Annotated in this window: 9 protein-coding genes; 7 read left to right on the top strand and 2 right to left on the bottom strand. The window is 30.7% G+C overall.

Features of this window, described 5'->3' with window-relative positions; genetic code table 11:
* Nucleotides 1–360 (bottom strand): hypothetical protein, encoded by a 360-nt coding sequence (locus tag KO506_RS11705; RefSeq protein ID WP_215995093.1) that lies wholly within the window; start codon nt 358–360, stop codon nt 1–3.
* Nucleotides 361–457: 97 nt separating this feature from the next.
* Nucleotides 458–970, bottom strand: a complete 513-nt coding sequence (locus KO506_RS11710) for a hypothetical protein (RefSeq protein WP_215995094.1) — start codon at nt 968–970, stop codon at nt 458–460.
* Between the two features lie 485 nt (nt 971–1,455).
* Between KO506_RS11710 and KO506_RS11715 the strand changes: the two genes are divergently transcribed.
* The 7 genes from KO506_RS11715 to KO506_RS11745 all read left to right on the top strand — a co-directional run bounded on the left by KO506_RS11715 (nt 1,456) and on the right by KO506_RS11745 (nt 22,755).
* Nucleotides 1,456–5,610 carry a hybrid sensor histidine kinase/response regulator transcription factor gene (locus KO506_RS11715; protein WP_215995095.1) on the top strand — a complete coding sequence of 1,385 codons (4,155 nt, stop codon included), beginning with the start codon at nt 1,456–1,458 and terminating at the stop codon, nt 5,608–5,610.
* Nucleotides 5,611–5,870: 260 nt separating this feature from the next.
* Nucleotides 5,871–8,432 (top strand): T9SS type A sorting domain-containing protein, encoded by a 2,562-nt coding sequence (locus KO506_RS11720; RefSeq protein WP_215995096.1) that lies wholly within the window; start codon nt 5,871–5,873, stop codon nt 8,430–8,432.
* A gap of 50 nt (nt 8,433–8,482) precedes the next feature.
* The gene (locus tag KO506_RS11725; protein WP_215995097.1) at nt 8,483–8,662 is read left to right on the top strand and encodes a hypothetical protein; all 180 of its coding nucleotides are present in this window, start codon (nt 8,483–8,485) and stop codon (nt 8,660–8,662) included.
* 556 nt (nt 8,663–9,218) lie between these two features.
* On the top strand, nt 9,219–12,251 hold the full coding sequence (locus tag KO506_RS11730) for a TonB-dependent receptor (RefSeq protein WP_215995098.1): 3,033 nt from the start codon (nt 9,219–9,221) through the stop codon (nt 12,249–12,251).
* Between the two features lie 88 nt (nt 12,252–12,339).
* Nucleotides 12,340–14,157, top strand: a complete 1,818-nt coding sequence (locus KO506_RS11735) for an alpha-L-fucosidase (protein ID WP_215995099.1) — start codon at nt 12,340–12,342, stop codon at nt 14,155–14,157.
* A 40-nt stretch (nt 14,158–14,197) separates the two neighbouring features.
* Nucleotides 14,198–18,853: a CBM96 family carbohydrate-binding protein gene (locus tag KO506_RS11740; RefSeq protein WP_215995100.1), complete on the top strand. Its 4,656-nt coding sequence runs from the start codon at nt 14,198–14,200 to the stop codon at nt 18,851–18,853.
* Nucleotides 18,854–18,885: 32 nt separating this feature from the next.
* Nucleotides 18,886–22,755 (top strand): CBM96 family carbohydrate-binding protein, encoded by a 3,870-nt coding sequence (locus KO506_RS11745; RefSeq protein WP_215995101.1) that lies wholly within the window; start codon nt 18,886–18,888, stop codon nt 22,753–22,755.
* Nucleotides 22,756–22,900: the final 145 nt, after the last annotated feature.

Here is a 22,900-nt window from a genome sequence, read left to right on the forward strand (position 1 = left end):
TTAATTTAAAACTGTTTTAGAATCTTTAATTCTAAAACAGTTTTCTGTTCCTAAGAACTTCGGATTTCCAAATTCTTCAGACCAAAATCCCTCCAAAATATCTTTACTTATACATTTATAGACTACAGTACCATAATATACTGAGTTTTCATCACCTTGATAATTAAAGTTGATGACCAAAATGTTCTTATTAAAAAAACCTATCCCAAATTGCTCTTGACTTTTATTGATGAGCCACTTTGCAACAATCCTATTTTTATCATCTAAACTAAGCGTTAATTCGCCTTTGTAGGTTTCTTTTGATTCATTTTGATTAGAACCAAGGATAGAAAAGTTACCTAAAATATCTTCTTTATTCATTTATGTTAGATTTCAATAAAAAATACGAAGACCTAAGGTAATCAATAAGTCGAATAAAATTTTAATTTTTATGATTTAAAAAAGTATTCAGACCTAATTAAAATCGTTTACCAATACCAATACCTATAGACCAAGTACCAAAGTTGTTAGAACGATAATCGTAAAAAACAGTAGGGGCAACATCCCAATGATTACCAAATTCAATTTCGTATTCTAAACCTGTTCTAATAATAAATAAATCTTCATTTTTTTCAAACTCAATACCAGTTCCAAAAACTAAAATCCATTCTTTGTGAAATTTCCAAAGAGCATCTAAAGTTAAAACTACAGGAAACTCCTTTTCTATAAAAATCTGATGTTCTTTTTCAATTTCGAAAGTTTCTAATTCTAAATCGTTATGGAAACCAAATCCCCATTTTTTATTAAACCAATATTCTACATCTAAACCAATAGAAGGTACAATTACGGTTTTATCTCCATCATTTGTAGCCATTGGAATGTAAGTATGACTAAGCACTGGACTAATTCTAAAATGTTTAAAATGTTCTTCTTGTGCAGCTAACTTTATGGTGCTTAATAAGATTACTAAAACTAGAATGTTTTTTTTCAAAATAATTTAATTTTATATTAATTCTAACACAAAATTAAGAGCAAGTTTTTTAAAAAAATATGATAAATGTTAACTCTTTATAAAGAAAATAGATTAGAAAAAATAAGTGTAAACTTTCTGATACAATATAAAATTTTCCTTTATTTAAAAGTCGCCACAAGTTATTAATTAGAGTTTTTTTTCTTTTAGTTGATTTTGTCAAGTAAAAGAAAAACTATAAACTTTATTTATAATTACATTTTATATTTTTTTACATATATCTCCTTGACTTGTTATTTTAATAACGAAAAATTCAGGAGATTTGGTTGTAAATAATGTGGCTAATAATAGGGTTAAATTTACAGATGCTCATACTTCATCATCATTATGTACAACTAAGTTGTGGAATTTTAACAGACAGTTACTTAGTTTAAAATTGATCAAATTCTATGATATAATGTTAAAAAATTTCTTTTTTTTTAAGAAAAATAAATTAAATTTGAAATATGAAGAAATATTTAAGACTTCTATATATTTCCAACTTCTTACTATTTAATATTTTTATAATATCAGGACAAAATTTCGAGAGGTTTTCCAATAAAGAAGGTTTTTACCAAAATACTATAAATTCCATTGCTCAAGACAAATATGGATTTTTATGGTTTGGAACACCAAACGGATTGATTAAATACGATGGGTATGAATTTGCAACTTATTCTGCTCAATCTAACACAGATGGAACTATTTCTAGTAATAATATAACCACCTTACACAAAGAATCTAATGGTGTATTATGGATTGGTACTAATGTAGGAGTAAATGTATATATTCCTTGGCTCGAAAGATTTTATACTGTTCCAATTCTTTCTAAAATAGAAGTTAGTCAAATAATTTCTGACCCAAATGGACAAGGAGTTTGGTTTTCAGGAGAAAACCATTTGTACCATTGTAAATTAAAAGATATAGAAAAAGGTGTTTTCAACGTTTCTGAAAATCTACTAATAGACGCTACTAATATCTTAACTATAAAAGATTTTAGTTTTATTAATAAAAAAGAGCTAATCTTAGCTACCAATTCTGGGATAAAAAAAATAAAATTAGAACAAGACACTTCAACTTATACTTTTAAGGTAAAATCAATTTTAAATTTTGACAACTTTGACAATACCTTTATTCATGTCGTAAAAAAGCTAGGAAACATTTTTTGGATTGGAACCGATAAAGGCTTGTATAAAACCACTCTAATAGAAAATAAGTTATTAATAATTGATGTTATTGATTATATTGATGGAGCAAAAAAAACGAACCCTCCTTTGTCTATTAATTCTGTATTTGAAGATAATAATGGTGATGTATGGATTGGAACAAAAAAGAATGGTTTATTAAAATATTCAGACAAAGAAAGCCAAATATTAAATTATAGATACAATCCAAAAAATGAATTTGGATTAACTAGTAATTATATCAATACTATTTTTCAAGATAATTATGGAGTTTTATGGATTGGTACAGCTCAAGGTGCTATTAATAAATTAGATATTTCCCAAAAACAATTTATAAATTACTCTAAAAATCCCTATGATAAGTTTGCCTTAACAGATAACTTGATAACATCTATATTAGAAGATAACACAGGTAGACTTTGGCTATCTTTTTTTAATAATAAGGATTTATTAAGAAGCACAAAAAAAATTAACGAGAAACAAATTTATAATCTTAAGTTTGAAAGTGTTAAAAATAAAATTCCTTTTCCATTTAATAATACAATTAGATGTATTTATGAAGATGATAAAGGGTTTATTTGGTTTGGAGCCGATTTTAATTTGTTTGTTTATAATCCATCAAATGAAAGTTTTAAAAAGGTAGATTTAAAAAAGGATGATGAGATTCTGGAGAAGCAAGGCTATAGAGATATTCTTCAGTTAGATGAAAACAATATTGTATTTGTAGGACGTAAAATTTCTGTAATCGAAAATCCTTGGTCAAGGATTAAAAAACAACAATCTCCAGAATTAGAAGTTAAATCATTTATAAATTTATATGGAAGAACATTTTGCCACACTATAATTAAGGATACTAAAAATAGAATTTGGATTGGTACAAATAAAGGGTTATTATATGGTTCTTTTATTGACGGTGAATTAGTTGTAAACGGAAAGCTATCTGATGAAAAAACAACTGAATTAAAGTTAAGTAATTCCAACGTGTTTTCGTTATATACAGATAATAAAAACCATGTTTGGGCAGGTACATTTGGTGGTGGATTAAATAAAATTACGACTAATACCTCAGGAATTCCTGAGAAAATAGAATATTACAGAAAGAAAGATGTACTCCCAGATGATGCAATATATGGTATTTTAGAAGAGAATGATAAGTATTGTTGGTTGAGTACAGACATGGGGTTGGTAAAGTTTAATATGAAAACTAATACAACAAATGTTTTTGATGTTAGAGATGGTTTGGCACAAAACAATTTTAGGCAAGGCGCTTACTTTAAAGGTAATTCAGGTTATTATTACTATGGAGGACTAAATGGATTAACCATTTTTAAGCCAGAAAATATAGAGCAAAATAATACACCTCCTAAAATAATAATCACGGCTTTATTTATTAATAATAAGGAAGTAAAAATAGGTGAAAAATTAAATAAGGAAACCATACTTAAAAAATCAATTTCTGAAACAGAAAGTATTTCTGTAAGTCAAAATGAACAAACCATTGCATTTCAATTGGTTGTTGATCATACATCAACACCTTCAAAAAATAAATTAGCATATAAATTAGAAGGTTTTAATAATGATTGGATTGAGTCTGAAAGTGGTAAAACTACCATAAGTTATACAAATCTTTCTTCTGGAGATTACACATTACTAATAAAAGCTGCCAATGGAGATGGTATTTGGAACTCAGAAATAAAAAAAATAAAACTTAAAATTTTACCACCTTGGTATCGAACTTTTTGGAGTTATTTATTGTTTACTATAGTTGTAGTATTAATAGTTGTAGGGATAATGATATATCTTATCAAACATGAAAAGTTAAAACAAAAACTGATTTATGAAAAATTAGATAAGGAGAGAATAGATACAATCAATCAAGGTAAATTTCGTTATTTCACAAATATTTCCCATGAATTTAGAACGCCTTTAACCCTTATAGCTAGTCCTTTAGAGCAGGTTATAAATATTAATAAAGATGAAGCTCAATCAAAATACTTAGCAATTATTCAAAAAAACACAAAAAGGTTATTAAGTTTGGCAGATCAATTAATAACGTTTCGTCAAGCAGAACAAGGATTTATCAGTTTAAATCTAAATAAAATTACACTTGGAAATTTTATTTATCCAGCAACAGAAGCCTTTGAGAATTATGCGATTGAAAAAAACATAAACTTCTTTTATAAAGTTAGTTCACCTAATGAAGAAATTATAATAGATGTTGGAAAAATAGAGCGTATACTCTTTAATCTTTTATCAAATTCTTTTAAAAATACACCTCCAAATGGTAATATTAGCATAGAAGCTGATATTATAACTACAGAAAACGGTAAACAGATAAAAATAGATGTTATAGACACAGGTAAAGGAATTCCTGCAAAAGATTTAGATAATATTTTTGAGCGTTTTTATCAATTAGGAAATAATAAAGAGAATAATAGTGGAGGGGGGATTGGTTTGGCCTTTTGTAAGTCTTTAGTAGAACTTTTTAAAGGTGAAATTAAGGTGAAAAGTCAACCAAATGTTGAAACAAAATTTTCAATTATAATCCCATCAACAACGAATAATGAACAAAATATTTCTGAAATAGATATAACTAATAAATCTTATATTAAAGACTGGGTACCTTTACCAAGTGAGTATAAACAAGAAATTATAGAAAATGAAAAGGAAAGTGAAAAAAACAAGCATACTATTCTTATTGTAGAAGATGAAGAGGATCTTCAAATATTTTTAAGAAATTTCCTTTCTAATCGCTATAATATATTAATGGCAAAAAATGGACTTGAAGCATTAGAACACATTAAATTACAAGAACCAGACTTAGTTGTTAGTGATGTAATGATGCCAATAATGGATGGTTTTGCTTTATGCGAACAAATTAAAATAAATCCAGAAACCTGTCATATTCCAGTATTACTTTTAACGGCACTTGGTGATGATGAAAATTTAATAAAAGGTTTAGAGTTTGGTGCAGAAGAATATATTAGCAAACCCTTTTCATTAAAACATTTAGCAATTCGAGCAGAGAGACTTATACAAAATAGTATAAAACTTAAAAAACATTTTTCTAAAAATAGTTCTATACCTAAAGGAGATATTGAAATGTCTGCAAGAGATAAAGAATTTTTAAGTAATATAATTACCGCTATTGAAAAAAATATTTCTGATTCAAGTTTTGGGGTAGAAGAATTATCAAAAGAAATAGGATTGAGTACGTCTTATTTTTATAAACGCTTAAAACTACTTACAGGTCAGGTACCAAATGTGTATTTAAGAAACTTTAGACTACAACGTGCTGCAGATTTATTAAAAAGCAATAAAGGTTTTAATGTAACCGAAGTTATGTATCAAATAGGCATTGAATCACCTTCCCATTTTTCTACTTCATTTAAAAAATTACTCGGTGTTTCTCCTTCTGAATATTTGAAGAAGAAATAAATATCACTTTCCTTAAAATTTATAATTAACTATATTTCAGGTGTTTATTTTTTAAAAATCGATTTGAGAAAGAAAAAAATCGATTTGAGAAAAGAGTCATAGGTGTAGCAATATTAATTTTACCCCAAATTAATTAAACACTATTTACATTTATGAAAAAAACTATTTTACCACTTTCCTATAGAAAAGAAAAACTTACGCTTTTAGATTTAAAACCGACTAACAAAAAATAACCACTATTTTTTTAAAAAACATTAATTATGAAAAAAACACTATTTACATTTCTATTTTTAGCAAGCTCAATAATAAGTTATGGGCAATTGTATGATGTACATGATTTAGACGATTGTAGATCATTATCTTACCTTTCCAACGCAAATGGAGCGACTTATACAGCCTCAACAACAAACCCAGATGCAGGAGACACTGATAATCCAAACGTATCTTTAATAACTTCAAATGCTAGTAATAGCCAAGTAAGACTAAGTTTACCCTATACATTGGCTGATGGTTTTGAATTAGAATGGAGTATACGTATATATTCAGCATCTAATACCAACACTGGTTCTGTGTCTTTAAGGATATATAATTCAGGTACAGGTTTGGCAGGAAGTAACACTGTTATTCTTACACCATCTGGAACACGAACTGCAGGTTCTTGGACAACTATTTCAGGTACTACAACCTTAACAACTACAAATAATGTTGCAACTTTTAATACTTTAAACATTTTACCATCTTTAGATGCATCAGCTTTTGAAGACTTGTATATAGATGATATACAGTTTAATGTTAACCCAGCTACACCAATAACTGATGATACAGCAGATTTAGCTTTTGGTAATGCTTGGTTGTATGACAATAGACCATCCAATACAAAAACAACGGTTTCTGGTGATAATTTGGTGACTATTGAAGAAAATGTGGCAACACCCTCTACAGATGGTAATGCTTCTACTACAGTGTTAAAAGTTACAAGAGGTAGTAATAAGTTCGGATTCTTTAAATTTAATCATGAAACATTGTCTGCTAAGCCATCAGGAACTGTGAGTTTTAGAGTATATCCAGAATGTATAAATACAGGTAGTGTAACACCATCAGTTCAATATCGTATAAGAAATAATGCTAATAATGAAGGTTATCAATCAGCAAATCAAACTTTAACTGCAAATCAATGGAATGAAGTGACAATTAATTACTCTGCTATGACTGCATTTTCTGGTGGGTCTTCATCTTTAGATGAGTCGTTAATTTATTTTAATTTTAATGATGCTAGTGCAGATTTAGATGGTGCAGTTATGTATATAGATGCAGTACAATTCCCTGCTTTATCTGCTACTTGGGATGGAAGTGAAAGTACAGATTGGGCTAATGGAGACAATTGGGATATAGGTTCAGTACCAAATTCTACTTATAATGTTTCAATACCTTCAGGACAAAATCCTGTTATTAGTGGTTCTACAGGAGTAAGTGTAAATAATTTAACAGTTGATGGTGCAGGCTCTTTAACTGTAAATTCGGGTGGATCATTAATTGTAAATGGAACTTCTACTGGTAATATTACTTATAATAGAACAATAAGTACAACAAATTGGTATACAATTGCTTCTCCAGTTGTTGGGCAAGGTGAAGATGATTTTGCAACTGCTTCAGGTCTTGCAATAAGTGTAGATAATGCACCTAACCAAGGTTTGGCTTCTTATAATACAGTAGATAATACTTGGTCTTATTATGATGGTACTGCAAGTGCAAATACACTTACAAATGGTAAAGGTTATTCAATAAAATTGGCTGCTTCAGGAAGTATATCTTATACTGGTTCAGTGCTTACAGATGATTTAACACCTATTACCCTTACAACAACAGGAGATGGTTTCAATCTTGCAGGTAACCCATACACATCTTATGTGAACAGTGCAACAATGCTAACAACAAATACTGAATCATTAGATTCACAAACTATTTGGGTTTGGAATCAAGGATCAGGTGATTATGATCCTATTGTTACTGTTGATGATTTTCAAATTGCTCCAGGACAAGGATTTTTTGTAAAATCTGATGGAGCTGCAGGTACACTTGCTATTAACGAAGATTTCCAAAGTATTCAAGGGTCAGATACTTTTCAAAAAGGAGGAGATAAATCTGAAATTTATTTAAATCTTTCAGATGGTACTACTCAGAAATTAGCCAAAGTATATTATATAGATGGTGCATCAACTGGTTTTGATAACGGTTTCGATGGTCCAATGTTTAGTGGTGTAAGTAATACTTTTGCAATCTTTACCAAAGCATTAAATGGTGAAGGAAGAGATTTAGGTATTCAATCTTTACCAAATGATAATTATGAAGGAATGGTTATACCTGTTGGTGTAAATGCTTTGGCTGGAAAAGAAATTACTTTTTCTGCAACTGCTTTAAATTTACCTTCAGTAATAAAGGTTATCCTTGAAGATAGAGAAAAAAATGTATTTACTGATTTAGGTGAAACAAGTTATAAAGTTACTTTAGAAGAAGAGGTTGATGGCATTGGTAGATTTTATTTACATACTTCTGCTAAATCTGTGTTGAGTGTAGATGATACTATTACTTTAGATGGTATTAGTATATTTAAAACAAATAGTTCAACATTAAGAGTTGCTGGTTTACAGCAAGGTAATGCTAGTGTTAAATTATATAATATTCTTGGTAAACAAGTTTTAAGTAGCTCTTTTGTTACAAGTGGTGTTAAAGATATTACTTTGTCAAAATTAGCAAAAGGGATGTATATTGTTCAGCTTCAAACAGAAACGGGTACGTTGAATAAAAAAATTATTATGGAATAATTTTTTAAATAATATATACTTAATAATTATAACTTATAAAAAATAACATCATGAATAAAAATATAGATAACAATAATAAAGAACAAGACATTACTCGTAAAGACGCAATTAAAAAAATAGGAAACTATAGTAAATATGCAGCTTTAACTGCTCTTGGTACATATATGATTTTAAACCCACAGAAAGCCCAAGCAGCATCAGCACCTGCTGATCCTGGGTCTGGGTTTTAATGTAGTTTTTCCAATAGTAAACTTAAAATAATGAAAGAGACTGTCTGAAAAGGCAGTCTCTTTTTTGTACTTATTAAATTGTACTTATATGTATTTAAGTTACTATTTACTATTGGTGCTTTGTAATTCTTAGTAAGAAATAGAATTTAATTATTTGTTTAGTTAAGTAAGGTGAGAATATAGAAACAGAACATGAAGTTTTCAATCGTAATTTGATAACAATTTGCAAAAACAACAACAATTATTTTCGATGATAAGGTTAATTATGAAGTAATAATTTTGGTTATAAATACTTTGATTTTTAAAATAAAAACCTCGATTTGTTAAACTTAATTGCTAAAATAAATAGCAATAATTTTTAATTAAGTTGTGATTTTTAATTAAAATAGGAATTAGAATGGAATTTTAAAAAACTGTTAATCAGATAATTATATTGTGTATTTATGTAATGATTGAAATAAGAAAGAATAATACCGATTTGAGTAAGCTAACTTTTTAGTTTTTGTATTTTTTTGTTATCAAATATTTAATCAATTAAAAACTAAATTTAACGATTATGAAAAAAATCAGACTAAACAAAATCTTGTTTATGTTATGTATGTTACAAGGGCTTTTTGCTTTTTCTCAAAAAAAACAAATTTCCGGTAAAGTATTAGACGAAACAAGTCAACCTATTATTGGTGTTTCAGTTTTTGCAGTAGGAACTTCTACAGGAACAACTACAGACATTGATGGGAACTATAAAATTAGTGTTCCAGGTAGTGCAACTACACTTAGATTTTCTTATTTAGGATATCAAACCTTAGATAAAGCTATTGGTGAACAGTCTACAATTAATATTATATTAAAAGAAAGTTCTGCGCAATTAGATGAAATCATTATTACTGGTTTTAGAGGTGCTGAGCAAAGAGCAATTGCAGTAAAAAGAAAAGCTGCAAGTATTGTAGAAGCTATTACTCCAGAAGATATTGGAAATTATTCTGATGAAAACATTGCAGATGCTTTACAACGTGTACCTGGTCTTCAGGTAGAACGTGATGATTCTGGTAATGGTGGAGGAGACCGAGTTTCTGTAAGAGGTGTTGGTCCTCAATTTGTAAAAATCACCGTTAATGGTAGAACACCACTTTCTGCAGGTAATGAAGGTATAGATGGGTTAAGACAATTTAATTTAGATGTTCTACCAACAGAAGTTGTGGGAGGTGCAATGGTGTATAAATCATCAGAAGCTCATCTTGTTGAGCCAGGTTTAGGTGGTGCTGTAGATTTTCAAACGATAAAGCCACTTTCTTTACGCTATGGAGATAAAAATCATTATTTAGCAATTAATGCACGTGGAGATGTAAATGATTACGGAGACAACAGTGCGTTTAGACCTCGTGTAAGTGCTATTTTTGGTATAAAATCAAAAAATGAAAAAGTTGGTTTCATGTTATCTTCAATAACTAGTAATTCAAAAAGAGCATTTGATTCTTATAATATGGGGTATCTTTCAAGAAATATAAATGAAGATACAGATGGAGATGGTACAGCAGATATATCTCATACAGGTGTTTTGTCTCCTGGATTAACTAGATATAATCCAGTTCGTAATACAGTAGACAGAAGTGGTATTTCAGCAGCATTTCAATGGAAAATTAATGAAAAATTAGAGTTAAATGCAGATGTTTTATACACTTCGTTTGATAACCGTTCTACACGTAATCAATTTAGATTATTTCCTCAATTAGAAACAAATAATGTAACATTTCCTTCAGCAGATTTAAATATCGATGAAAACAATGTATTAAGAGGTTTTAATACTCAAAATTCTAGTAATCCAGTTGCTAGAACCGCAAATGTGCCTACACAATATGATAATTTCCAGACAAGTTTTATGACTGGATTAAATTTAAAATGGGAAAAAGATAATTGGAAAATTACAGGAGATTTATCACTTTCTAATATAGATTTTGATCAAAGACTTACTTTAACCCAATCTTGGTTTAATGTGCCGTCATTAAGCTATGATGGTACAGGTGATTTGGCTGTTTTTAATTTTGATCAAGCAGCATCTACAGATATTGCAAATGCAAACCCAAGAGACTATGCTTTTTTAAGAGATATTATGCTAAAAGGAAATAATCATGCTGTACGAATTGATTTTGAAAATACAATTAATGATAAATTAAAACTACGATTTGGTGGGCGTTATAGTGCAACAAATTTAGATAGTAGACAAGCGCAATTAGCAGGTGCAGGTCAATCTTGGGAAGCAAACTACCTAGATCCTGAATATTATTACAATACTTATGTTACAGGAGTATCTAGTTCAGATTTTGCTGCGGGTAGAAATATTGGTAACAACAGTTTTTTAATGATCAATCAAGAGTTATTAAGAGCAAACAACCCAGATGTATTTAATAGAACTGCAGGTTCTTCATTTGAAGGAGATTTATTTAGTGTTACAAATGGAGATCTTCCATTACTTACTCAAAACTCTTGGGATTTAGATGAAAAAACAACTTCTGTTTATGGGCAGTTAGATTTTAAATCTAAATTTGCTGGTGTTCCAGTTTCTGGTAATGTTGGGGTAAGAGCTGTAAATTGGCAAGTAGAAGGGCGTGCATTTTCTACAATTACACTAACTGACCCATCTGATACTATAGGTCCAGAAAATTTTGCAGGAGTACCAACAACTTCATCTTCATCTAGATGGGATGTTTTACCTTCTTTAAATTTAAACTTTGCATTGAAAGATAATTTTAATTTACGTTTCTCGGCTGTAAACACAGTTTCTAGACCAGATTACTTAGATTTAAGACCAACAAATACACTTAGTTATATTAATCCAGACTCTCCAGATGCAGGTTCTCAAAACGGAACAGCGACATTGTCTAACACTAACTTAAAACCATTTAGTAGCTGGCAATTTGATGCTACAGGTGAGTGGTATAATAAAGCTGGTGGAGCTTTTGTATTAAGTGGTTTTTATAAATTGATAAACGATTTTATAATAGATGAAACAACGTTTGGTTCTCAATTATCTGACTTTGGTGATGTTAATTTTGATGCTAGCCCATCAGGACTTGATGGTCAGTTATTTGATGCAACAACTCCAGTGAATTTTACAGGAGTACAATTATATGGGTTTGAGGCAGGTTTTAGACAGCCATTTAGCTTTATTGGAGATGCATTTAGAAACTTTGGAGTACAAGCAAATTATACTTATGTAGATAGTAAATTTGATGAAGAAATAAACGATATTGATAATAGTTTCCCTGGTTCATCTAAACATAACTTAAACTCTGTTTTATATTATGATGGTAGCGTTTTTGGTGTTCGTGTAGCATATAATACCAGGAGTAGTTTTCTTAGAAACATAGGTGGTGGAAGTGATATTCGTTCAAATGTAACATACACAGATGGTTTTGATAGATTAGATATTCGTGCCAACTATGAGGTAACCAAAAAGTTACAATTATCAGCAAGTGTTCAAAATCTTACTGCGAGTGATAGAAGAGATTATATAAACAATGATCCTTCTTTATTTACACAATTAACTAGACAAGGAGCTGTATATACAGTAGGAGCTAGGTATAAATTATAATTTACCAAAAGTCTACTCTAATTAATAATAATTAGAGTAGACTTTTTAAACTTAAAAATCATAAACATCTAAAAAAACCTACAAGATTTTGAAAAGAAAAAAACACATCACAATTATCTGTTTAATGATGCTTACAGTTGTATCATTTTTATCTTGTCAGGATAAAAAAGAAACAGTTGTTAAAGAGAGTAAAAGTGAAAATATGGATGAGATGTGGGGAGCAAAAGATGTCTCTCTACAAGAATTAAAAGAAGGAAAAGCAAAACTTTTTGACGAAGGTAATTTTGGAATGTTTATTCATTGGGGATTATATTCAAAATTAGCAGGTGTTTGGAATAAAAAAACATATTATGGAATTGGCGAATGGATTATGCATCCCAGAGTAGCAGATATTCCACCAAAAGAATACATGAAAATTGCGGACGATTATAATCCAATAAATTTTGATGCAAAAAAAATAGCACAGTTAGCAAAAGATGCTGGTATGAAATATATCATTATAACCAGTAAACATCACGAAGGTTTTGCAATGTTTGACTCAAAAGTAAGCGATTTTAATATTGTAAACACTCCTTTTGGGAGAGATCCTATGAAAGAATTATCAGCAGCCTGCAAAGAACTTGGTTTAGGTTTTGGCTTTTATTATTCTCATAATCAAGATTGGACATCACCTGGTGCAACTGGAGGACCCAAAAAAGATGCTAATGGACAAGAAGCTAGCTTTAAAGATTATTTCTACAACAAATGTAAACCTCAAGTTAAAGAAATATGCACTAATTATGGCGATTTAGACTTTGTTTGGTTTGATACGCCTGGAAATATGAAAAAAGAATATGTTGTTGAATTGGCAACTATGGTTAGAGAATTACAACCAAATGCTATGATGAGTAGTAGAGTAGGGCATGGAATGGGAGATTACTCTAGTAATGGAGATATGGAAGTGCCTAATAAAAACATAAAAGGACTTTGGGAAACCTGCGATACCAATAACGATTCTTGGTCTTATGCATGGTATGATAATAATTTTAAAAGTCCTAAAGAAATATTGAATCGACTTATTTCAACTGTTGCAAGAGGAGGAACTTATTTGTTTAATGTAGGGCCAAATCAAGATGGTGAAATTCCAGAAATTGGAGTTAAATTCTTAAAAGAAGCAGGAGATTGGATTAAAAAATACCCACAAGTTGTATATAATGCAGGGGCTTCACCTTGGCAACATGCTTTACCTTGGGGTGATGTAACTACAAAAGAAAACTCATTATTTCTTTCTGTTTTAGATTGGCCAGAAGATGGAAAATTGTATTTGCCTGGTCTTACTGCAAAAATTATATCTGCTTCCTTATTAAAAGGAAATAAAACTCAGAATCTAACTTTTACAAAAAAGAAAGATTGGACACTTATAGAACTACCATTTCAACCATCAGATTCGCCAGTTTCTGTTATTGAAGTAAAACTAGATACAGCAACAAAAAATATAAAAGTAGATACAACATTAGGTGTATATCCAAATTACGATGCTCTTTTACGTGCTGAATTTGCAGAAGTAGATAATGCAGAAGAAAAAGAAATAAAATGGATGGAGAAATTTGGGGAGTGGAAACACGTAAACCAAGTGAGTAATTGGAATGATAAAAGTAAAGTAACATGGACAGTTAATGTACAAGAAGCAGGCTATTACTACTTAGAATTAAATTATAAAGGCGAAAAACGTTTGGTATGGAAAACCGAAACAGATGAAGGTATAATGATTCAAAACCAGCAAGCAGCTACAGAAAAATATAACTTTTACAATATGGGTATCATAGAGTTTAAAACCTCAGGAAAACATACTGTTACAGTTTCTTTAGTTGAAGGTAATCCTAAAACATCTAGTTTAAAAGCAGTTTTAATTAAGCCTATTAAATAAAATATTTTATATCAGAATAATTAAAATAATATTAAAAGTTATGATAATAAAAAATCACATAAAAAGAATAATATCTTTTGTAGTATTGTCTTTCTTGCTTATTCAAACTGCAGTTTTCAGTCAAAATGTTACGCATACCTATGCTAGTGGTGATACACAATATTCAATAAAAAGTAATTTTTCAATTACTGTAGATAATTCACATCAATTAGACTTAGTACTAGAAGATGCTGCAGACGCAACTTACTTAACACTTTCTCAAAATGGTAGTGGATATAATGTTACTTTAATAAGTCGTGATTCAGAAATGAGTCATCATATTAATATCATAGGAAGTATAAAAGATTCAGAAGGAAATATAGTCACAAGTTATAATAATACATTTACAGTACAACAAGAAACACCTTCTAGCGAAGATAGCACAGCTTCATGGATGTCTGGAAAATGGGGAGTACGTTTTACGGTGCAAGGAGGTTCTAAGTTAGATGCTGTTGTAGCTGCAGGTGCCAATTATAATAATGGTGTAAAACAAATAGCAGATACCTTAAAAACAGTTGGTTATGTAATTTCTAATTTAACAAACAATGCTCACGGATATCATTATACACTAAGAAACCATCCTTATATTGATATTGCAAATGAAATACACCCAGATTTTGTTCCTTCTCTAGAAAATGAACAAATTATTATTGACGCCTTACAAGCTTTTAAAGATAGTGGTAAAAAAGTAATTTTATATATAGCTTCTGATGGGCCTTCTGCAAGTGGAGGTACACCTAATAATGCAGAATATAAAGCTGCTTGGCAAGCATATTATAATGAAAATTTTGATGGACAAGAAGGACCAGCTTGGAGAAATCTTTGTCAAGGATTTGTTGAACGATTTAATGATTTAGGTTTAGTAGATGGTTTTTGGGTAGATCATGCTACTTCACTTCCTGGAGGAGTAACAAATTTTGTAAATATGTTAAAAGCTGTAAATCCAAATTTCGCGATTACAGTAAATTATGGAAAAAGATATTTTCAGAATGAGGACCTTTCTTATAGGTATGTTAGTTCTAATGGAATTGGTATGTCTGCAAATCATAAAGTTGTAAACTTATGGCCAACAGGAGGTGCTTATAATGATTTTACAGCTGGTCATCCTACTCCACTTGCTACAGGTGCAGCTCCTAATTCTTGGGGATATGAAGAATTAACTTTAGAAGAAACTAAAGATGTACCATGGGTATCTTTTGATAATAAAATGATGCTAAGACACTTTTGGACTCCTATGCGTCAAAATTGGACAAGTACAAATTCCATCTACCCTGTTTTATTTGATACTGAACAAGCTTATAGGTTTGTAAGATCCTTAACAGATGCTGGAGGAGCCCATAGCTGGGCTAATACAGTTACTTCTGGGGCAATAACTCAAGAAGAATTTGAAATGTTTAAGACTATTGATGAACGCATGCAACAATCTCAAAAACCAGATTATGAAGCATACGTTAGACCTATAGGAGCATATTTCAACGATGAATATAGATTTACAGGGGCATTTAATACAAATTATTGGAGTCACGATTCAAATTGGTCAAGTGGTCAAGTTCCAACTTCTACAAGCGATGTAATTATTCAAGCAGGAGATTCAGTTCTTGTTGCATTAGATGCAAGTGTAAGAGACGTTTTAATTGAAGAAGGAGGGAGTTTAAGCGTTTCTAATCAGATTGATTTTCAAATTTTAGGTAAAGTTAGAGGTACAATTAATTATCTAGAATCCATACCAGCACCATCAGAACCTGGAATTGTATCTCAATATCTTTTTGAAAATAATTTAAATGATGAAATTAGCGATAATCATGGAACTTCAGTAGGAAATCCAACTTTTAATAATTCAGTAGTTAAAGAAGGAAATTATTCTTTATTATTAGATGGAACTGATGACCAAATAAATTTAGTAGATCATATTAATGATTTTCCAAAAGAAGGTTCAGCACGTACTATTATGGGCTGGTTCAATACAACATCAAGCACAGGAACTCTATTTACTTATGGAACAGAAGCAACAGGTGAACGTTTTCAAATTATTGGAAATCTTAGTGAATTAAGTGTGGCTGTAAATGGGCATAAATGGGGTAACAGCAGTTTGTCTCTTTCTTCAGATTGGCATCATTTTACTGTGGTTTTGCCAAGTATGCAGGCACCTCAAACAGATGATTTATTATTATATATAGATGGTCAATTAATTACATCATCTACACTTGCAGGGAATCCTAAAGATTTAATTACAGGCGATACTTTTGCAATTATAGGGGTAGGTTTTAATGGTTATTTAGATGATTTTAGAATTTATAACACAGCTTTAGATGTTTCAGAAATCAACAAAATATTTACAGGTCCAGTATTAGTTTCTTCATTATCTTTTGATGATAATACAATAGAAGTTTTTGAGAATAATACCATACAAATGGAATTGTCAGTTTTACCTGAAAATGCAGATAACCAGAGTGTAACTTGGTCTGTTTTAGATGGTACAGGTTCAGCAACTATAGATGAAAACGGAATATTAACAGGTGTTAATATTGGTACTGTAACAGTTACAGCTACTTCTAATGATGGTACTAACATTTCTACTCAAACAGAAGTAATAGTAAGTGAATTGAATCCTGTTACTTCTATATCAGTTCAAGGAATTGGAGGGATTATGGCTGTAGAACTTGGAGCAGAACTACAAATGGAAGCTTTTGTATTACCAGAAAATGCATCCATAAAAGAAGTCATTTGGGAGGTAGAACCAGAAGGAGGAGATGGAACTATAGATTCAAATGGTGTGTTTATTGGTAGTAATGATGGAACTGTTTATATCCATGCTAAAGCAGCAGATAATTCAGGGGTTGAAGGTTTGGTATCTATTACTGTTGTTACCAAGCCACTTGTAAAATCTATTAGTGTATTTGGTTCAAATGGAGTGAATGCTGTGCAATTAGGACATACGCTTCAAATGCAATCTTCAATTTTACCTGTTGATGCAAATGACCCTAGTATTGTATGGTCTGTTGCTGATGGTACAGGTTCAGCAACTATAAATGCAACAGGTTTATTAACAGGGCAAACTTTAGGAACAATTACTGTTACAGCAACTGCTACTGATGGATCTGCAGTTTATGGGCAAAAAGAAATTACAGTGCAAGAAGATGCTGTAAATACGGATGTAACTATCTACACAACTGCAGATGCTTATGTTTGGGATAGATGGCCTACAAATAATTATGGTACAGTTAGATTAATAGTTAGAGATGACCCTTCAGATTTGAATCGTGTTTCATTTGTTAAATTTGATATAAGTAGACTTTCATCCATAAATAATGCAAAGTTTAGAATTACTTTAGAGGGTAGTATTCCTTCATCAACAAGAAATTATGAAGCTTTTTTAGTAACGAATGATAGTTGGACAGAAGATGGTATAACCTGGTCTAATGCTCCAAATAGTGAGGTGTCTTTTGGTGTAACAACTAATAATGGACAAATTATAGAGTGGGATGTTACCAGTACAGTACTTTCACAAATGTCAGATGATGATGTTTTATCAATTAAAATTGTTTCAACAGATTCAGAAATTACAAATAATATTTATAGTAAAGAAGTCGCATTAACTGATGCTGATAAACCTCAACTAATTTGTACAAATTCATCTTCTTCTTCGTTAGTAACTTCAATTGCAGTATCAGGTGTAAATGGTACTAGTTCTGTTGATGTAGGAGCAACACTTCAAATGGAGGCTCTGGTTTTACCAAATAGTGCCAATGATTCAAGTGTAACTTGGTCTGTTATAAATAATACAGGTTCAGCAACAATAGATTCTTCAGGATTGATAACTGGTGTAACAACTGGTACAGTAACTGTTAAAGCAATAGCTAACGATGGTTCAGGTGTTTTTGGACAAAAAGAAATTACTGTACAAGATGAAGCTATAAATACTCCTGAAACCATTTATACAATTGCAGATGCTTATGTATGGGACAGGTTTCCTACTTTAAATTATGGTGAGGAAAAATTACTTGTTAGAGATGATCCTTCAGATTTGAATCGACATTCATTTGTGAAATTTGATTTGAACTCACTTTCGAATGTAAATACGGCTAAGTTTAGATTAACATTATTTACAGACCCAGGAACTACTAGGAATTATGAAGCTTTTTTAGTAACTAATGATAATTGGACAGAAAATGGTATTAATTGGAATAATGCACCAGTAAGTGGAACATCTTTAGGTACAGCTACTAACAATGGTCAGATAATAGAATGGGATGTAACTGATGTTGTACTTTCAGAAATAGATGATAATGGTATCCTTTCAATTATGGTTGTTTCTAAAGATGTGAGTATTACTAATACTATATATAGTAAAGAAGCTGCGTTAATTGATGTTGATAAACCTAGAATAATAACCAATGAAATGACATTATCAACAGACAACAACCATGTTGATGTCAATAATATTGTTGTTTATCCTAATCCTACTACAAGTTATGTTTATATAAACGGATTAGATAATACACAAACTTTTGTGTCTGTATATAACAACGTAGGGCAACTATTGCAACAAGAAACGTACAAATCTAGTATAAATTTGAGTGCATTAAAACCAGGGATTTATTATGTAAAAATTTTAAATCAACAAGAACAAAAAATACATAAGATTATTAAAAAATAATTGATTGAAATTGAAATATAATAAACTAAACCATGAAAAATAAAATAATAAAAAACAAGTATTTAACACAGTTTTGGATACTGACTTTATTGCTTCTTCATACAGCAATTTTTAGTCAAACTGTTATAGAAACCTATGCAGATGGAGACACTCAAAATTCAATAAAAAATGATTTTTCAATATCTGTTGATGCTTCATATCAATTAGATTTATCATTAGAAAATGCAACAGATGCAACTTATCTTACCCTTTCTCAAAACGGTACTGGCTATGATGTAGTATTAAAAAGTCGTGATACAGAAGAAAGCCATCATATTAGTATTGTTGGAAGTATAAAAGATACAGAAGGTAATGAAGTTAAAACGTATTCTGAAAAGTTTACAGTACAACAAGCAACCCCTTCAAGTTCAGAAAGTACAGCTTCTTGGATGTCTGGAAAATGGGGAGTAAGATTTGCAATACAAGGAGGTTCTAAACTAGATGCAGCAGTTGCAGCAGGAGCAAACTATTACAATGGAATAAAGCAAATAGCTGATACTTTAAAAACTGTGGGTTACGTAATTTCTAATTTAACCAACAATGCACATGGATATCATTTTACTTTAAGGGATCATCCATACATAGACATTGCCAACGAGATTCATCCAGATTTTGTTCCTTCAATAGAAAACGAACAAATTATTTTAGATGTATTAAAGGCTTTTAAAGACAGTGGTAAAAAAGTGATTTTATACATTGCATCAGATGGTCCTTCTGCTAGTGGAGGTACACCAAACAATGCAGAATACAAAGCTGCTTGGGAAGCTTATTATAACGAAAATTTTGATGGAGCAGAAGCTGCTGCTTGGAAACATTTAGTTAAAGGATATGTAGAAAGATTTAATGATTTAGGTTTGGTAGATGGTTTTTGGGTAGATCATGCAGTTGCACTTCCTGGAGGTCCAACTGGTTTTGTAAATATGCTAATGGAGGTAAATCCTAATTTTGCAATTACAGTAAATTATGGGAAAAAATATTTTGACAAAACAGTAGCTTCAAATGGTATTGATATGCCTACAAATCATAAAGTTGTAAATTTATGGCCTACAGGTGGTGATTACAATGATTTTACAGCAGGTCACCCAACTCCACTTGCTACAGGAGCAGCTCCAAATTCTTGGGCGTATGAAGAATTGACTTTGGAAGAAACAAAAAATGCACCTTGGGTAGCACTGAATGATAAAAAAATACTAAGACATTTTTGGACTCCTGTTCGTCAAAACTGGACAAGTCCAAACTCAGATAACTTTCCTGTTTTGTTTGATGCTGAACAAGCATATCGTTTTGTAAGAACGTTAACAGATGCAGGTGCAGCTCATAGTTTTGCAAATACAATTAGTTTGGGGTCAATTACGCAACAAGAATTTGAAATGTTTAAGATTATAGACGAGCGTATGCAGCAATCTCAAAAACCAGATTACGAGTCATATATTAGACCTATAGGAGCTTATTTTAAAGAAGAATACAGGTTTGATGGTTCCTTTAATACAAATTACTGGGATAATGCTGCAAATTGGTCAAGTGGTCAATTACCTTCGTCAACATCAGATGTAGTCATCAAAGCAGGAGATTCAATTCTGGTAGCTTCAGACTCAAGTGTAAGAGATCTTTTAATAGAAGAAGGTGCTAGTTTAAATGTTTCAAAAGAAATTAATTTTCAAATTTATGGTAATGTAAGAGGTACAATTAACTATATAGAATCTATAGCTCCAGCTCCAGTACCAGGAATTGTTTCTCAATATCTTTTTGAAAATAATTTGAATGATGAAATTGGAGACAATCATGGAACTTTAGTTGGTGAACCAACTTTTGTCAATTCTGGTGTAAAGGAAGGAGATTATTCATTGTTATTAGATGATGATAATGATCAAATCGATTTAATAAATCATATTGAAGATTTCCCAAAAGGAGGAGCTGCACGTACAATTACAGGCTGGTTTAACACAACATCTACAACAGGAAGTATCTTTAATTATGGTACAGAAGCAACTGGTGAACGTTTTGAAATTATAGGAAACCTTAATGAGTTTAGCGTGGCTGTGAGTGGTTTTAAATGGGGAGTAGATAATTTATCACTTTCTTCAGATTGGCATCATTTTGCAGTGGTTTTACCAAGTATAGCAGATCCGCAATCAGATGATTTATTATTATATCTAGATGGTGAATTAATTACAGCTGCAAGACTTGCAGGAGCTGTAAGAAGTATTAATACCGGCGATAGCTTTGCTGTTATAGGTGCTGCATACAATGGTACTTTAGATGATTTTAGAATTTACAATACAGCTTTAGATGCTTCAGAAATATATACAGTAATACATGGTCCTATATTGGTTAGTTCCTTGTCTTTTGAAGATGATTTAGTGGTTTATGAGAACAATTCAATTCAAATGACAGTCTCTGTTTTACCAGAAGATGCAGCTGATAAAAGTGTTTCTTGGTCTGTTACAAATGGTACTGGATCTGCAAATATAGATGATAATGGCGTGTTAACAGGAACTGCTATTGGAACTGTAATAGTTACTGCTACTGCTAAAGACGGTTCAGAAGTTACTTCTCAAACAGAAGTTACCGTTAGTGAAATAACACCTGTTACTTCTATTACGGTTCAAGGAATAGGAGGAATTACAACTGTTGAGGTAGGAAAAGAATTGCAAATGGAAGCATTTATTTTACCTGAAGATGCCTCTATAAAAAATGTCGTTTGGTCATTAGATCCAGTAGGAGGTTTAGGTACTATTGATGAAAATGGTGTGTTTGTAGGTTATAATGATGGGGCTGTTACTATATATGCAACAGCAACAGACAATTCAGGAATTTCAGGAGTAGTCTCTATTCAGGTAGTTACGAATCCGCTTGTACAATCCATTGATGTGTATGGCTTAAATGGAGTTAATGCAATACAACTAGGAACAACCTTACCAATGAAAGTATCAGTATTACCTGCAGATGCTGATGATGTTAGTGTTAATTGGTCTGTGATTAATGGAACAGGTTCTGCATCCATTACAACTGAAGGATATTTAACAGGAAATGCTTTAGGAACAGTTACAGTAAAAGCAACAGCTGTTGATGGCTCTGCAGTTTACGGTCAAATAGAAATGACTGTTCAAGAAGATGCTATAGATACTGATGTAACCATTTATCTAACAGAAGATGCTTATACATGGGATAGATTTGCTACAAAAAATTATGGTGGAGTAAAATTAATTGTTAGAGATGATCCTGTAGATTTAAATCGTCATTCCTATGTGAAATTCGATTTAAGCTTGCTTTCAGATGTAGAAACAGCTAAATTTAGACTTACTTTAGATGAGGTTACAGAAGATACTAGAAATTTTGAAGCTTTCTTGGTTGATGATAATTGGACAGAGAATACTATTACTTGGAATAATGCCCCTACAAGTGGCGTTTCTTTAGGTGAAGTTTCTAATTCTGGTCAAGTAATTGAGTGGGATATTACAAGTACAGTCCTTTCACAAATGCAAGAAAATGAATTGTTGTCAATTAAAGTTATTTCTAAAGATATGGAAATCACTAATGGTATTTATAGTAAAGAAGTAGCAGTTACAGATACTGATAAACCAAGATTAGTAATTACATCTACTGGTGAAACATTATCTATAAATGATGCCATAAATACTACTAACTTGTCAGTATATCCTAACCCAACAACTGGTAAAGTATATATACAAGGTTTAAAGAATGAAAACACTACAATATACATCTATAATAAGTTAGGACAATTGTTACAACATGAAAAATACAATTCAAATTTTAACATGAGTTCGTTTAAAGCTGGAATTTATTTTATGAAAATTTTAAGCGATCACGAACAAAAAACAATTCGTATCATTAAAAAATAGCTTTTATAAAACCTGTATTTTATGATGCAGGTTTTATTTAATATTTTTTTACATAAATTTTTGCAGAACACTTTTTAGTTTCAATATTTAAATTGATAGATAAGTGACAAAATTTATCATTATAGAGTACTGAAAAAATATAGAT

Origin of the sequence: Polaribacter vadi (assembly GCF_018861005.1) — a bacterium.
GTDB lineage: Bacteria > Bacteroidota > Bacteroidia > Flavobacteriales > Flavobacteriaceae > Polaribacter > Polaribacter vadi_A.

What these genes read in the sequence shown, in the direction of transcription:
- KO506_RS11725 (WP_215995097.1), top strand. Translation starts at nt 8,483, where the DNA reads ATGAATAAAAATATAGATAACAATAATAAAGAACAAGACATTACTCGT.
- KO506_RS11715 (WP_215995095.1), top strand. Translation starts at nt 1,456, where the DNA reads ATGAAGAAATATTTAAGACTTCTATATATTTCCAACTTCTTACTATTT.
- KO506_RS11730 (WP_215995098.1), top strand. Translation starts at nt 9,219, where the DNA reads ATGAAAAAAATCAGACTAAACAAAATCTTGTTTATGTTATGTATGTTA.
- KO506_RS11740 (WP_215995100.1), top strand. Translation starts at nt 14,198, where the DNA reads ATGATAATAAAAAATCACATAAAAAGAATAATATCTTTTGTAGTATTG.
- KO506_RS11745 (WP_215995101.1), top strand. Translation starts at nt 18,886, where the DNA reads ATGAAAAATAAAATAATAAAAAACAAGTATTTAACACAGTTTTGGATA.
- KO506_RS11705 (WP_215995093.1), bottom strand. Translation starts at nt 360, where the DNA reads ATGAATAAAGAAGATATTTTAGGTAACTTTTCTATCCTTGGTTCTAAT.
- KO506_RS11720 (WP_215995096.1), top strand. Translation starts at nt 5,871, where the DNA reads ATGAAAAAAACACTATTTACATTTCTATTTTTAGCAAGCTCAATAATA.